The sequence below is a fragment of the Microbacterium sp. LjRoot205 genome, from assembly GCF_056175745.1.
In genome coordinates, this window is record NZ_JBGFFH010000005.1 from 1 (window position 1) to 14,884 (window position 14,884).

At 63.8% G+C, this 14,884-nt stretch carries 7 protein-coding genes and 3 rRNA genes; 1 reads left to right on the forward strand and 9 read right to left on the reverse strand.

The annotated features are described in order from the left end of the window. Window positions 1-1,054, forward strand: a 1,054-nt coding sequence (locus tag AC04ME_RS11475; RefSeq protein ID WP_475435059.1) for a hypothetical protein, incomplete at its 5' end; no start/stop codon positions are given. Between the two features lie 45 nt (window positions 1,055-1,099). Here the strand turns inward: AC04ME_RS11475 and rrf are convergent. The 9 genes from rrf to AC04ME_RS11520 all read right to left on the reverse strand — a co-directional run bounded on the left by rrf (window position 1,100) and on the right by AC04ME_RS11520 (window position 14,874). Continuing rightward, window positions 1,100-1,216, reverse strand: a 5S ribosomal RNA gene (rrf, locus tag AC04ME_RS11480). 106 nt (window positions 1,217-1,322) lie between these two features. After that, window positions 1,323-4,426 (reverse strand): 23S ribosomal RNA (locus tag AC04ME_RS11485). Window positions 4,427-4,840: 414 nt separating this feature from the next. After that, window positions 4,841-6,365 (reverse strand): 16S ribosomal RNA (locus AC04ME_RS11490). Together the 16S, 23S and 5S rRNA genes form the textbook arrangement of a ribosomal RNA operon. A 599-nt stretch (window positions 6,366-6,964) precedes the next feature. Further along, window positions 6,965-8,164 carry an ornithine--oxo-acid transaminase gene (gene rocD / locus AC04ME_RS11495; RefSeq protein ID WP_475435061.1) on the reverse strand — a complete coding sequence of 400 codons (1,200 nt, stop codon included), beginning with the start codon at window positions 8,162-8,164 and terminating at the stop codon, window positions 6,965-6,967. After that, window positions 8,161-9,048 carry a dimethylargininase gene (gene ddaH / locus AC04ME_RS11500; RefSeq protein WP_042541439.1) on the reverse strand — a complete coding sequence of 296 codons (888 nt, stop codon included), beginning with the start codon at window positions 9,046-9,048 and terminating at the stop codon, window positions 8,161-8,163. The genes rocD and ddaH overlap by 4 nt, the downstream gene beginning before the upstream one ends. A gap of 164 nt (window positions 9,049-9,212) precedes the next feature. Then, the gene (locus AC04ME_RS11505) at window positions 9,213-10,259 is read right to left on the reverse strand and encodes an NAD(P)-dependent alcohol dehydrogenase (protein ID WP_231567594.1); all 1,047 of its coding nucleotides are present in this window, start codon (window positions 10,257-10,259) and stop codon (window positions 9,213-9,215) included. 1 nt (window position 10,260) lies between these two features. Then, a complete protein-coding gene (locus tag AC04ME_RS11510; protein WP_042541438.1) occupies window positions 10,261-10,491 on the reverse strand; it encodes a helix-turn-helix transcriptional regulator in 231 nt (76 codons plus the stop codon). Beyond that, the gene (locus AC04ME_RS11515) at window positions 10,491-10,937 is read right to left on the reverse strand and encodes a hypothetical protein (protein WP_228385585.1); all 447 of its coding nucleotides are present in this window, start codon (window positions 10,935-10,937) and stop codon (window positions 10,491-10,493) included. Before AC04ME_RS11515 ends, AC04ME_RS11510 begins: the two co-directional genes overlap by 1 nt. 232 nt (window positions 10,938-11,169) lie before the next feature. After that, entirely contained in the window at window positions 11,170-14,874 is a 3,705-nt protein-coding gene (locus AC04ME_RS11520) for a proline dehydrogenase family protein (protein ID WP_475435064.1), read from the reverse strand. Window positions 14,875-14,884: the final 10 nt, after the last annotated feature.

The following is a 14,884-nucleotide window of genomic DNA, read 5'->3' on the forward strand; positions in this document are numbered from 1 at the left end:
GAGCGCCACCGTCGCGGTTGTATCCACCGGAACGAGGTGCGTCGTTGTCGCGGCGCGGGGCGCCACCGTCGCGGCTGTACCCACCGGAACGAGGAGCACCGCCATCGCGGCTGTATCCACCGGAACGAGGTGCGCCACCGTCACGGTTGTACCCACCGGAACGAGGAGCACCACCATCGCGGTTGTACCCGCCCGAACGAGGAGCGCCACCATCGCGGTTGTATCCACCGGAACGAGGTGCGTCGTTGTCGCGGCGCGGGGCGCCACCGTCGCGGTTGTACCCACCGGAACGAGGAGCGCCACCATCACGGTTGTACCCGCCCGAACGAGGAGCGTCATTGTCGCGGCGCGGGGCGCCACCATCACGGTTGTAGCCACCGGAACGAGGTGCGTCGTTGTCGCGGCGCGGCGCACCACCATCACGGTTGTAGCCACCAGAGCGCGGTGCGCCACCATCGCGGTTGTACCCGCCCGAACGAGGAGCGTCATTGTCGCGGCGCGGGGCACCACCGTCACGGTTGTACCCACCAGAACGAGGCGCGCCACCATCACGGTTGTAACCGCCAGAACGCGGTGCGCCACCATCGCGGTTGTACCCGCCCGAACGAGGAGCACCACCATCACGGCTGTAACCGCCCGAACGAGAACCGTCATTGTCGCGGCGCGGGGCACCACCGTCACGGTTGTACCCACCGGAACGCGGTGCGCCACCATCACGGTTGTAACCGCCGGAACGAGGACCGTCATTGTCCCGGCGCGGGGCACCACCGTCGCGGCTGTACCCACCCGTACGAGGGGCACCACCATCGCGGTTATACCCACCGGAACGCGGAGCGCCACCATCACGGTTATACCCACCCGAACGCGGAGCACCACCATCACGGTTGTATCCGCCCTCGCGTCGGGGCGCGTCATCACGACGCGGACGGCCGCTGCGGTTCTGATCCGAGCGCCCTCCGGAAGGTCGGTGACCGCGCGATCCATTGTCGTCGTTGCGACGCGGACGGCGCTCTTCCTCTTCCGGCATGATGCTCCCTGTTCTAGATGTTGTTAACGCAAAATGGCCACCCAACGATGGGTGGCCATTTGCTTAAAAGAAGTCCGGCGGTGTCCTACTCTCCCACAGGGTCCCCCCTGCAGTACCATCGGCGCTGTGAGGCTTAGCTTCCGGGTTCGGAATGTAACCGGGCGTTTCCCTCACGCTATGGCCGCCGAAACACTATAGATGTTTCAATCAAAACACATAACAAAGTCATTGTCATGCGGTTCTCGACCGTACATCGAGAACCACTCAGTGGACGCGTAGCACCAACAAACGGTGTGTTATCAAGTCATCGGCTTATTAGTACCAGTCAGCTGCATGCATTACTGCACTTCCACATCTGGCCTATCAACCCAGTAGTCTGGCTGGGAGCCTCTCACCCGAAGGTATGGAAATCTCATCTTGAGGCCGGCTTCCCGCTTAGATGCTTTCAGCGGTTATCCATCCCGAACGTAGCTAATCAGCGGTGCTCCTGGCGGAACAACTGACACACCAGAGGTTCGTCCAACCCGGTCCTCTCGTACTAGGGTCAGATCCTCTCAAATTTCCTACGCGCGCAGCGGATAGGGACCGAACTGTCTCACGACGTTCTAAACCCAGCTCGCGTACCGCTTTAATGGGCGAACAGCCCAACCCTTGGGACCTACTCCAGCCCCAGGATGCGACGAGCCGACATCGAGGTGCCAAACCATGCCGTCGATATGGACTCTTGGGCAAGATCAGCCTGTTATCCCCGAGGTACCTTTTATCCGTTGAGCGACAGCGCTTCCACAAGCCACTGCCGGATCACTAGTCCCGACTTTCGTCCCTGCTCGACCTGTCAGTCTCACAGTCAAGCTCCCTTGTGCACTTACACTCGACACCTGATTGCCAACCAGGTTGAGGGAACCTTTGGGCGCCTCCGTTACTTTTTGGGAGGCAACCGCCCCAGTTAAACTACCCACCATGCACTGTCCCTGAACCGGATTACGGTTCGAAGTTAGATATCCAGAGTGACCAGAGTGGTATTTCAACAATGACTCCACATGAACTGGCGTCCATGCTTCACAGTCTCCCACCTATCCTACACAAGCCACACCGAACACCAATACAAAGCTATAGTAAAGGTCACGGGGTCTTTCCGTCCTGCTGCGCGTAACGAGCATCTTTACTCGTAATGCAATTTCGCCGAGTTCGCGGTTGAGACAGTTGGGAAGTCGTTACGCCATTCGTGCAGGTCGGAACTTACCCGACAAGGAATTTCGCTACCTTAGGATGGTTATAGTTACCACCGCCGTTTACTGGGGCTTAAATTCTCAGCTTCGCCTTGCGGCTAACCGGTCCTCTTAACCTTCCAGCACCGGGCAGGCGTCAGTCCGTATACATCGTCTTGCGACTTGGCACGGACCTGTGTTTTTAGTAAACAGTCGCTACCCACTAGTCTCTGCGGCCTCCAAACGCTTTCGGAGCAAGTCCTAATACGTCGAAGGCCCCCCTTCTCCCGAAGTTACGGGGGCATTTTGCCGAGTTCCTTAACCACGATTCTCTCGATCTCCTTGGTATTCTCTACCTGACCACCTGAGTCGGTTTGGGGTACGGGCGGCTGGAACCTCGCGTCGATGCTTTTCTTGGCAGCATAGGATCATCCACTTTTTATCCGCATCGTGTCTCAGCCTATGTGAGAGACGGATTTGCCTATCTCTCGGCCTACGCACTTGCACCGGGACAACCATCGCCCGGCTGGACTACCTTCCTGCGTCACACCTGTTAATACGCTAACCGCACCAGAATGGGGTCGTGCGCTAGGCCCAACGCGTCACCCCGAAGGGATCAGTCACTGGGATTCAGACACTTAGCACTACTGGATTAGCTTGGGCGGTTCTTCGCCGGTACGGGAATATCAACCCGTTGTCCATCGACTACGCCTGTCGGCCTCGCCTTAGGTCCCGACTTACCCAGGGAAGATTAGCTTGACCCTGGAACCCTTGGTCTTTCGGAGGACGTGTTTCTCACACGTCTTTCGCTACTCATGCCTGCATTCTCACTCGTGTAGCCTCCACGGCTGGTTTACACCGCCGCTTCGCTGGCCACACGACGCTCTCCTACCCATCAACACGGCTGGACCACGAAGGCCTACCAATAATGTCAATGCCACAACTTCGGTGGCGTGCTTGAGCCCCGTTACATTGTCGGCGCGGAATCACTTGACCAGTGAGCTATTACGCACTCTTTCAAGGGTGGCTGCTTCTAAGCCAACCTCCTGGTTGTCAAGGCAACTCCACATCCTTTCCCACTTAGCACGCGCTTTGGGACCTTAGTTGGTGGTCTGGGTTGTTTCCCTCTCGACTATGAAGCTTATCCCCCACAGTCTCACTGCTGCGCTCTCACTTACCGGCATTCGGAGTTTGGCTGACGTCAGTAACCTTGTAGGGCCCATCGGCCATCCAGTAGCTCTACCTCCGGCAAGAAACACGCAACGCTGCACCTAAATGCATTTCGGAGAGAACCAGCTATCACGAAGTTTGATTGGCCTTTCACCCCTATCCACAGCTCATCCCCTCAGTTTTCAACCTAAGTGGGTTCGGTCCTCCACGACGTCTTACCGTCGCTTCAACCTGGCCATGGATAGATCACTTCGCTTCGGGTCTAGGACATGCGACTGAATCGCCCTATTCAGACTCGCTTTCGCTACGGCTACCCCTCAACGGGTTAACCTCGCCACATATCGCTAACTCGCAGGCTCATTCTTCAAAAGGCACGCTGTCACAGCTACTAAGGCTGCTCCAACGGTTTGTAAGCAAACGGTTTCAGGTACTATTTCACTCCCCTCCCGGGGTACTTTTCACCTTTCCCTCACGGTACTTGTCCGCTATCGGTCATCTGGGAGTATTTAGGCTTATCAGGTGGTCCTGACAGATTCACACGGGATTTCACGGGCCCCGTGCTACTTGGGATACTCTTCGCGCCAAGGGTGGCATTTCGACTACGGGGTTGGCACCCTCTATGACCGGCCTTTCAAGACCGTTCGTCTATACCATCTTGTAACGCCGCCATCTCGGCAGAGATGACTGAAAAGTCCCACAACCCCCAACGTGCAACGCCTGCCGGCTATCACACACGCTAGGTTTAGCCTGTTCCGGTTTCGCTCGCCACTACTAACGGAATCGCGGTTGCTTTCTCTTCCTGTGGGTACTGAGATGTTTCACTTCCCCACGTTCCCTCTACCCGCCCTATATATTCAGGCGGGAGTCACTAGGTCGGCACGCCGCCCAGCGGGGTTTCCCCATTCGGACACCCTCGGATCAAAACTTGCTTATCAGTTCCCCGAGGCTTATCGCAGATTGCTACGTCCTTCTTCGGCTCCAGATGCCAAGGCATTCACCGTTTGCTCTTAAAGACTTGATAAATCACATGAGTTTGAATCAGAATCGACACCAGGCACACGGCCTGGCTTGAAATTGACTAATGATCTTTAAGATCATCTTGTGCAACCGATCAAAGATCAGTTGCAAGATGCTCGCGTCCACTGTGTAGTTCTCAAAGTACGGGCGGTACCCCTTCCCGCCTCCCCCACAGGGGAAACAACAAGAGGCCCAGAGGTACAGAAACGATCSGAAGATCGCATCCGGTCCCTCAGGACCCAACAGCGTGCAGACACCCCGCTCACGAAGCCCCMCTTTCCAACCAACCCGAAGGCCAGCGTACTCACGAGACTCAGCTGCGCTGATGTCATGTCAAATGTTCCACCCATGAGCTCCCAGCGAGAAACGAACGTCCTCGATCTGGGTTCTGGACTCCGAAGAGTCAGATGCTCCTTAGAAAGGAGGTGATCCAGCCGCACCTTCCGGTACGGCTACCTTGTTACGACTTAGTCCTAATTACCGATCCCACCTTCGACGGCTCCCTCCACAAGGGTTAGGCCACCGGCTTCAGGTGTTACCGACTTTCATGACTTGACGGGCGGTGTGTACAAGACCCGGGAACGTATTCACCGCAGCGTTGCTGATCTGCGATTACTAGCGACTCCGACTTCATGAGGTCGAGTTGCAGACCTCAATCCGAACTGGGACCGGCTTTTTGGGATTCGCTCCACCTCGCGGTATTGCAGCCCTTTGTACCGGCCATTGTAGCATGCGTGAAGCCCAAGACATAAGGGGCATGATGATTTGACGTCATCCCCACCTTCCTCCGAGTTGACCCCGGCAGTATCCCATGAGTTCCCACCATTACGTGCTGGCAACATAGAACGAGGGTTGCGCTCGTTGCGGGACTTAACCCAACATCTCACGACACGAGCTGACGACAACCATGCACCACCTGTTTACGAGTGTCCAAAGAGTTGACCATTTCTGGCCCGTTCTCGTATATGTCAAGCCTTGGTAAGGTTCTTCGCGTTGCATCGAATTAATCCGCATGCTCCGCCGCTTGTGCGGGTCCCCGTCAATTCCTTTGAGTTTTAGCCTTGCGGCCGTACTCCCCAGGCGGGGAACTTAATGCGTTAGCTGCGTCACGGAATCCGTGGAATGGACCCCACAACTAGTTCCCAACGTTTACGGGGTGGACTACCAGGGTATCTAAGCCTGTTTGCTCCCCACCCTTTCGCTCCTCAGCGTCAGTTACGGCCCAGAGATCTGCCTTCGCCATCGGTGTTCCTCCTGATATCTGCGCATTCCACCGCTACACCAGGAATTCCAATCTCCCCTACCGCACTCTAGTCTGCCCGTACCCACTGCAGGCCGGAGGTTGAGCCTCCGGATTTCACAGCAGACGCGACAAACCGCCTACGAGCTCTTTACGCCCAATAATTCCGGATAACGCTTGCGCCCTACGTATTACCGCGGCTGCTGGCACGTAGTTAGCCGGCGCTTTTTCTGCAGGTACCGTCACTTTCGCTTCTTCCCTGCTAAAAGAGGTTTACAACCCGAAGGCCGTCATCCCTCACGCGGCGTTGCTGCATCAGGCTTGCGCCCATTGTGCAATATTCCCCACTGCTGCCTCCCGTAGGAGTCTGGGCCGTGTCTCAGTCCCAGTGTGGCCGGTCACCCTCTCAGGCCGGCTACCCGTCGACGCCTTGGTGAGCCATTACCTCACCAACAAGCTGATAGGCCGCGAGCCCATCCCCAACCAATAAATCTTTCCAGTAGCTGACCATGCGGTCGCCACTCGTATCCAGTATTAGACGCCGTTTCCAGCGCTTATCCCAGAGTCAGGGGTAGGTTGCTCACGTGTTACTCACCCGTTCGCCACTGATCCCACAGAGCAAGCTCCGTGTTCACCGTTCGACTTGCATGTGTTAAGCACGCCGCCAGCGTTCATCCTGAGCCAGGATCAAACTCTCCGTAAAAAAGAAATGCATACGACACCGGGAAAACGGTGACGCAGCGAGTTTGATGCTGACCAAAGAGACGAATTCATTGCTGACTTCATCCGAATGCCAACCCCACAAGGAGGTTGGTCTTTGATCCAAAGGAATTCTCACCCAGCCGAAGCTAGACGAGGATAATTTGGCATTTGACAAGTGCACGCTGTTGAGTTCTCAAGGATCGGATGCTCCCACGACCCAGTCATCACAACCAGGCCCGAAGGGCAACTTCTCTATCTTATCTTCGCATTTCCGGCTGTCAAATCGACACGCCGTGATGTTCAGAACCAGATCTGCAGCTCGGGGCTCAAGGCCGCCGAGGCAACTTCACTAGTTTATCCGTTCCGGACTCGCTGTCAAATCGACCGCTTGTCCGTAGTGGAAGCTCCAGGTCAGACAGAAGTGTGTCTGGGATCTGCTCCGAGGAGCTGATCGAGTGGAGGTGGTTCTCCGCTTGAGGGGGGTGAAGCTCTCGGCCTCTCCGCTTCCCTGTGGGGCGAACAAGTAATAAGTTACGTGGGTTCCGGGGTTCCGGCAAATCCGGGTTGTCCGCCGGGCGTGTCGCCCGGCGGACAGGGGATTCAGGCTCCGAGGACCAGCTTCAGCTGCTCGACCGCCCAGTCGAGCTCGGTCGCCCGGATGACGAGCGGCGGCGCGATGCGGATGGTCTGCCCATGCGTGTCTTTCACCAGCACCCCACGGTCGAGCAGCTTCTCGGCGATCTCACGCCCGGTGCCCTTGGCGGGGTCGATGTCGACGCCTGCCCACAGGCCGGCGATGCGCACCTCGGTGACGCCATGACCCTTCAGCGGTTCGAGAGCGGCTCCGAGGTGAGCGCCGAGTGCGCGAGCGCGCTCCTGGAACTCCCCCGATTCGAGCATCTCGACGACCCGCAGCCCGACGGCCGCGGCGAGCGGGTTGCCTCCGAAGGTCGAGCCGTGCTCGCCCGGACGGATGACTCCGAGCACGTCGGCATCGCCCACCACAGCGGACACCGGCAGGATGCCGCCGCCCAGCGCCTTGCCCAGCAGGTACAGGTCGGGCACGACGCCCTCGCGATCGCACGCGAAGGTCTCGCCGACACGTCCGAGTCCGGACTGGATCTCATCTGCGATGAACAGCACGTTCTTCTCGTCGCAGATCTCGCGGATGCGGCGCAGGTATCCCTCCGGCGGGATCACCACCCCGCCCTCACCCTGGATCGGCTCGATCAGCACGGCGGCGGTGTCGTCGGTGATCGCGGCGGCGACGGCATCCGCATCCGCGTAGGGGACCACGTCGAAGCCCGGCGTGTAGGGACCGAAGTCCGCCCGCGCCTGCTCGTCGTCGCTGAAGCTGACGATCGTGGTGGTGCGGCCGTGGAAGTTCCCGGCGGCGACGATGATCCGCGCCCGGCCGTCCGCGATGCCCTTGACGCGGTACCCCCAGGCTCGGGCGACCTTGATGCCCGTCTCGACCGCTTCGGCGCCCGTGTTCATCGGCAGCACCATGTCTTTGCCCGCCAGCTTCGCGAGCGCCGCCGCGAACGGCTCGAGCCGATCGCTCTGGAATGCCCGGCTGACGAGCGTGACCCGACCGAGCTGCTCGGTGAGAGCAGCGACGAGCGCAGGATGCCGGTGGCCGAAGTTCACGGCCGAATAGGCGGCGAGCAGGTCGAGGTAGCGCTTGCCCTCGACATCCGTCACCCAGGCTCCGTCACCGCGGGCGATGTTGACCGGCAGGGGGTGATAGTTGTGGGCGACGTGCGGCTCAGCCGACACCTCGGCGTCGACCGCGGTCACGCCTCACCGCGCAGTTCGAGGGTGCAGCACTTGATGCCGCCGCCGCCGAGCAGCAGCTCGGAGAGGTCGATCATGATCGGGTTGTAGCCGCGCTCGCGCAGCTGCTTCTCGAAACCGAGGGCGCGCGGCGAGATGACCACGTTGTAGCCGTCGCTCGCCGAGTTGAGACCGAACACCGATCCGTCTTCGTCCGAGACGAGGATCGCATCCGGGAAGCGCTCCTCGAGGACGGCGCGGCTCTCGTCGTCGAAGGCGCCGGGCAGATACGCGATGTTCGCGCGCTCGGGGCCGCCGTTCTCGACACCCTGCACGGGGTCGAGCACCGCGATCGCGGTGTCGAGGTGATAGAAGCGCGGGTCGACGAGGTTGAGAGACACGACCTCGCGGCCGAACACCTCTCCGACCTCGCGGTGGCTGTCGCCGGTCGAGCGGAACCCGGTGCCCGCGAGGATCACATCGCCGACGAGCAGGAAGTCACCCTCGCCCTCGTTGACCTCTTCGGGGAGCACGGTGTCGTAGCCGGCACCGCGGAACCAGTCCGCGAACGCGGGGGCCTCTCCCTGACGCTCGACGAAGCGGAACTTCGGCACATAGGCGCGGCCGTCGATCAGGAACCCGCCGTTCGCGGTGTAGACCATGTCGGGATACCCGGCGAGGGGCTCGATCAGCTCGACCTCGTGGCCGAGCTCGAGGTAGAGGTCGTGCAGCTTCTGCCACTGCTCGACGGCCCGTGCGGTGTCGGTCGGCTTCGCCGGCTCCATCCACGGGTTGATCGAGTAGTTCACCGTGAAGTGCGACGGCTTGCACATCAGATAGTGACGGTGGTGTGCGGTGCGGACCGGGGTTGCGGTCTCGGATGCCGGCGCGGTGGTTTCGACAGACATGGGGCTCCTCGAACGGATGCGGCGGACGCTGTCCAGGGGCCCGGCGGTCCTTCGACCCGCGTCGCTCGGTGAGAGCCGACGCCAGGGGGAAGATGCGACTCGGGCACGCCAGCATCCATTCTGTCATCCGCCCCTGAACGCCGCCAGAGCGCGGCCCGTCGCGGTCAGGGTCCGTGCACGACCACCTTGCCCACCGTGTGGCCCGCTTCGAGGTGGGCCAGGGCGGCGGATGCCTCGTCGAAGGGGTACTCCCGCTCGACGACCGGCGTGATGCGCCCCTCAGCGGTGAGCTCGAGCAGCTTGGCGAGGATCTCGGGGCGCGGTGTCGCCGCCAGCGGGCGGATGCGGCGACGCGACCCGATCGACAGGAACACCGCCTTGAGGATGCGAGGTATCGGCCCGAGGACGTGCCCTCCGTCGCCTGCCACGAGCACCACCGAGCCGCCGGGCACGACGAGGCGCTGCAGTTCGCGAAGGCCCAGGCCGCCGGCGATGTCGATCACCGCGTCGAAATGCGCGGCCGGCAGGTCGGCCAGCGGTGAGGTGCGGTGGTCGAGGGTGCGCACGGCGCCGAGGTGCTCGACGAGCCGGAAGTTGCGTTCTCCGCACGTGGCCCAGACCTCGGCCCCGCGCAGCGCTGCGAGCTGCACGGCGAATGTGCCGACTCCCCCGGACGCACCGATCACGAGAACGCGCGGGATGTGTCCGGCCGCAGTGCCCTTGGCGGCACGGAAGCCGATCCCCGCACGGTCGAGTGCCTGCCAGGCCGTGCCCGCCGAGATCGTCAGGCACGCGGCGGTCTCGGAGGTGACGTCGGGCGGGATCGGCACGAGACGCGCAGCGGACGCAGCGACATGCGACGCGAGTCCCCCGCCCCCGGTGAGCTCGCCGACGACACGCTCTCCGAGCTCGGCGCCGATCGCGTTCGGGCCCACTGCCACGACGGTTCCGGCGACCTCCATCCCGCGCACCGGGTACTTGGGGCGCGTCAGCCCGAAGATGGGGCGCACGAGCAGCGGATCGCCGAGCATGAGACGCACGTCGCCGGCGTGGAGCGCGGTCGCCTCGACTCGCAGCACCACCTCGCCCGACCGCGGGGTGGGAACGGGGATCTGCTCGAGGCGGAAGCCATCGGCCGAGCCGTAGGTCTCGCGACGCCACGCCGGCATCATCTCGGTCTCGTTCGTCGGGGTCTTGTCGGTCTCGGTCACGTCACACCTCCGTGCTCGTGGGTTGCGGGTACTGGAACAGGTCGTCGAGCCCCACGCCGAAAGCGCGGGCGATCTGGAACGCGAGCTCGAGCGACGGGGAGTACTTCTCCTGCTCGATCGCGATGAGCGTCTGCCTGGTCACGCCGATGCTGCGGGCGAGTTCGGCCTGGGTGAGTCCGGCCGCTTCGCGGTGAGCGCGGATGCGGTTGGAGACGAGCGTGGGCTTGACCATCAGACGAGTCCCCGACGGTAGGCGACGACTCGCGCGACGCTGCCGACCATGGCCGAGACGGCGAACCCCGCGAACATGGTGTTGGCGATCCAGAAGAGGTCGGCGCCCACCGCGCAGAGGGTGATCACGCCGAGACCGGCGATCACGACGAAGGACTGTTCGACCCGACTGCCCATGCGGCTGATGTCGCGGTCGCGGACATCGGACTTGCCGACCCCGTCGGGATCCTTCGCACCGGCGATCATCCCCCAGACGATGCTGAGCACGATCGTGGCCACGATGCCGAGACCGATCGTCCACATCATGAGCGGGAACCAGTCGACATCGGTCACCGGTCCGCCGGCGGCCTGCTGCAGCACGATGACGACATACGCCCCGATCACCACCGCGCCGACGATGAGACCGGCCCAGGCGTTGCGCTCTTCGTAGACCATGATGCCTCCCATGTAAAAGATTCTTGACACGAGAGTACGCCTGCGGCATCCGCTGTGTCAAGAATTCTTTACATGCGGGGTCTGTTGGCCAGGTCGCATCGACAGGGGTGGTCGGAAGAGCATCCGAATCGCCCGTTTCGGATGCTCTTTCGACCATTCACAGCGGCGGTAGGTGCGTGGTCGACCGCGGGTGAGGGGATGCCGGAGATGGCGAGGGCCGAACGGATGCCGAAGCGCGACCGCCTCAGATGACCGCGGCGCTCCAGCCGTCGGGGTTGCCGTAACGGTGCGCGGTGATCGCGATCGCCTGCTCGTGCACGAAGGGCAGCAGCTCGATGCGCCCGGCAGAGGTGACCTCGCCGTCGTACACCGCGAGGTCGGGGTCGCCGCCCACAGCCGCGGCGAGCGCACGGTGCAGCGCGGACACGGATTCGCGCGGGCCGACCAGTCTTGCCCTGCTCGGGCACAGCTCATCGTCGCCGAGAGACTCGCGCACCTCGCTCGAGTCGCCGCGACGCCGCATCCGCTCGATCCATTCGTCGTCGGTCTCCATGTAGACGACCGCGCCGAGTTCGGCGAGCGCGTGGCGCACTGCCGGGGGCAGCCCGACGGGGGTCGACAGCACGAATCCGGCCCCGGCGCGCACCGCGGCGATGACGACGCGCAGCAGCTCCTGCCAGCCGGCGTCCGCAGTGGCCCTGATCGCGACCGGCACCGGGCGGTAGCGGAACAGGTTGCGCTCGACACCCAGGTGAGACACATCGCGCACCTGGCCGAACTCGCGATCCCACGCGAGGGCGTCCGACAGCGCCGAACGACGCAGCCACTCGAACGCCTCGAAGCCGAGCGAGGGCTGCGCCGCCTCGATCAGGTCGGTGATGCGCGAGTCGAGCCCACGCAGATGCAGCGTGCTCGACACCGTGCCGGATCCGCTCGAGCGCCAGGACCCGAGCCCGATCAGGTAGTTCGGTCCGCCCGCCTTGGCCCCGGGGCCGACCGATGAGCGCTTCCACCCGCCGAACGGCTGACGCTGCACGATCGCGCCGGTGATGCCGCGGTTCACATAGAGGTTTCCGGCCTGCACCCGGTCGAGCCACAGGGCGAGCTCGGCCGGGTCCTGCGTGTGCAGTCCCGCCGTCAGGCCGTACTCGACCGCGTTCTGCAGCTCGATCGCCCGCTCGAGCGTCGGGGCGTGCATGATGCCCAGCACCGGCCCGAAGAACTCCTCGGTGTGGAAGCGCGACCCCGGCTGCACCTCGACGCGGATGCCCGGCCGCCAGAGCCGACCGGTGGGGTCATCGTCCGAGAGGGCGGGCTCGATGAGCCACTTCTCGTCGCGGTCGAGTTCGGTGAGCGCCCAGGCGAGCTTGCCCTCGGGACGCTCGATCACGGGCCCGACCTCGGCCAGCGGATCGGTCGGCCAGCCGACGTGCAGCGACCGAGTCGCATCGGCCAGCTGACGGGCGAATCTCTTCGACCGCCCGACCGGTCCGACGAGGATCGCGAGCGACGCCGCCGAGCACTTCTGCCCCGCATGCCCGAAGGCGCTGCGCACCAGATCGGCGACGGCGAGATCGAGATCGGCCGACGGGGTGATGATCATCGCGTTCTTGCCGCTCGTCTCGGCGAGCAGCGGCAGGTCGGGCCGCCACGAGCGGAACAGGGCAGCGGTCTCCCATGACCCGGTGAGGATGACGCGGTCCACCGACTCGTGCGAGATCAGCTCACGGCCGAGGTCGCCCTCCTCGATGTCCACGAGCGCGAGCACATCGCGCGGAACACCGACCTCCCACAGGATCTCGGCGATGACGGCGGCGCAGCGGCGCGATTGCGGGGCGGGCTTGAAGACGACTCCCGAGCCTGCGGCGAGCGCGGCGAGCACTCCCCCGGCCGGGATGGCGAGCGGGAAGTTCCACGGTGGGGTGACGACGGTGACGCGCGCGGGTTCGAATGCGGCGCCGGCGACGGCATCCAGCTCTCTGGCCTTGGCTGCGTAGTAGCGGGCGAAGTCGACGGCCTCGCTGACTTCGACGTCGGCCTCGGCGAACACCTTGCCGGTCTCGGAGGCGGCGACCTCGATGAGGTCTCCGCGGCGCCCCTCGAGTGCGGCCGCCGCGCGCAGCAGCACCTCGGCGCGTTCGGTGGCCGGCCGCGCGCCCCACAGGGCAGCGGCCTCCCGCACCCCGGCGATCGTGCTCTCGAGCGTGTCGGCGTCGTCGACGCGGGCCGCGTCGATCGTCGAGACACCGAGCGTCGAGTCGGCGATGCGCTCATGGATCTCGCGCGCCCAGTCACGGTTGGCCGGAAGCGACGGATCGCTGTCAGGAGTGTTCGCGAAGCCGGGGGCACCGCCGGTCGCCTCGTCGAGCTCGCGCGGGGCATAGACCGCCGTCTCGAGGAACGGCCCGCCCGTGTCATCCGCACCGCGGGAGATGCCGAGCACCGCCTGGGTCAGACCCTCTTCGGGCGCGGGCGCCACGGGCACCGGGCGCATCGACTCGTGCACCGGCGCCAGTCGGTCCTGGCCGCGCAGCGCGCCCACCCGCAGCGTCGACGACGTCGAACGATCGAGGGCGTCGAGGAACCTGTCCCGCTCGCGCACGAAGAGCGTCTCGTCGTCGCCCAGCCGGAACGCGGCGGAGAGGAAGTTGTCACTCGACGCGTTCTCTTCGAGCCGGCGGACGAGATAGCTGATGGCGACATCGAACTCGCCCGGGTTCACGACCGGCACGTAGAGCAGCACCTCGCCGACCTCGCGCGACACTGCCTGCACCTGCCCCTGCGCCATGCCGAGCAGCATCTCGAACTCGACCGGCGGCTGGGAGGCCGTGGTCGCGGCAGCGGCGTCGGCGCCGCCCGCTCGAACCCCGCGCTCCCCCGCGAGCAACCAGGCATAGGCGATGCCGAACAGGTTGTGGCCCGCGATGCCCAGGCGCACCGCGTCGACGTTCTCAGGCCGCAGCGCCCAGTCGAGGCAGCGCAGATAGTTGGCGTCGGTGTCGAGCTTGGTGTCGTAGGTGGCCTGAGCCCATCCGTGCATGCGCGCCTCGACCCGCTCCATCGCGAGGTTGGCTCCCTTGACGAGCCGCACCTTGATGGGGGCTCCGCCATGGTCGACCCGCTCGCGCGCCCAGGCGGTGAGCTGCTGCAGTGCCGGCAGGGCGTCAGGCAGATACGCCTGCAGCACGATTCCCGCCTCGAGACCGTCGAGGCGGGGATCCTCGAGGATGCGGGTGAACACCGCGATCGTCAGGTCGAGGTCGCGGTACTCCTCCATGTCGAGGTTGATGAAGGTGCGATCCGAGGCGGCCGTCAGATACAGCGGAAGCAGTCGCTCGACGACCGACTCGACGACCTCGTCGAACGCCCACATCGAGATGTGGCTGACGATCGCCGACACCTTGACCGACACGTAGTCGACATCGGGGCGACGGATCAGCTCGTGGATGCCGTCGAGCCGCCGCCGCGCCTCGTCCTCACCCAGCACCGCCTCACCGAGCAGATTGAGGTTGAGCCGAGCACCCGATTCACGGATCTTCGCGATCGCCGGTCCGAGCTTCGCGGGGCGGGCGTCGACCACCAGGTGGCCGACCATGTCACGCAGCACCCGACGCGCGATGGGAACCACGGGGGTCGGCAGCATCTGGGCGACGCCGCCGCCGAGCCGCACGGCAGACCGCAGGTACCAGGGCAGGAAGTCGGGCACGATCGGAGCGATGCGGTGCAGCTGGGATGCCGCGGCGCTCAGGCTCTCGGGGCGCATGACGCCGTCGACGAATCCGAGCGTGAACGGCAGCCCGTTGGCATCCTGCAGCACACCGGCGAGCCGTTCTGCCGCCGGATCGACGTCGGCGGCCGCTGCCTCGATCACCCAACGGCGGGCGAGCTCGACGGCACGGTCCGCGAGCGAGACGGATTCGGGATCCGCGGTGGGCATCGGGTCGGCCATGAGCTCAGCC

Bases quoted from the DNA above. Each gene is read 5' to 3' on its own strand.
- ddaH (WP_042541439.1), bottom strand. From the start codon at position 9,048: ATGTCTGTCGAAACCACCGCGCCGGCATCCGAGACCGCAACCCCGGTC.
- AC04ME_RS11510 (WP_042541438.1), bottom strand. From the start codon at position 10,491: ATGGTCAAGCCCACGCTCGTCTCCAACCGCATCCGCGCTCACCGCGAA.
- AC04ME_RS11515 (WP_228385585.1), bottom strand. From the start codon at position 10,937: ATGGGAGGCATCATGGTCTACGAAGAGCGCAACGCCTGGGCCGGTCTC.
- AC04ME_RS11520 (WP_475435064.1), bottom strand. From the start codon at position 14,874: ATGGCCGACCCGATGCCCACCGCGGATCCCGAATCCGTCTCGCTCGCG.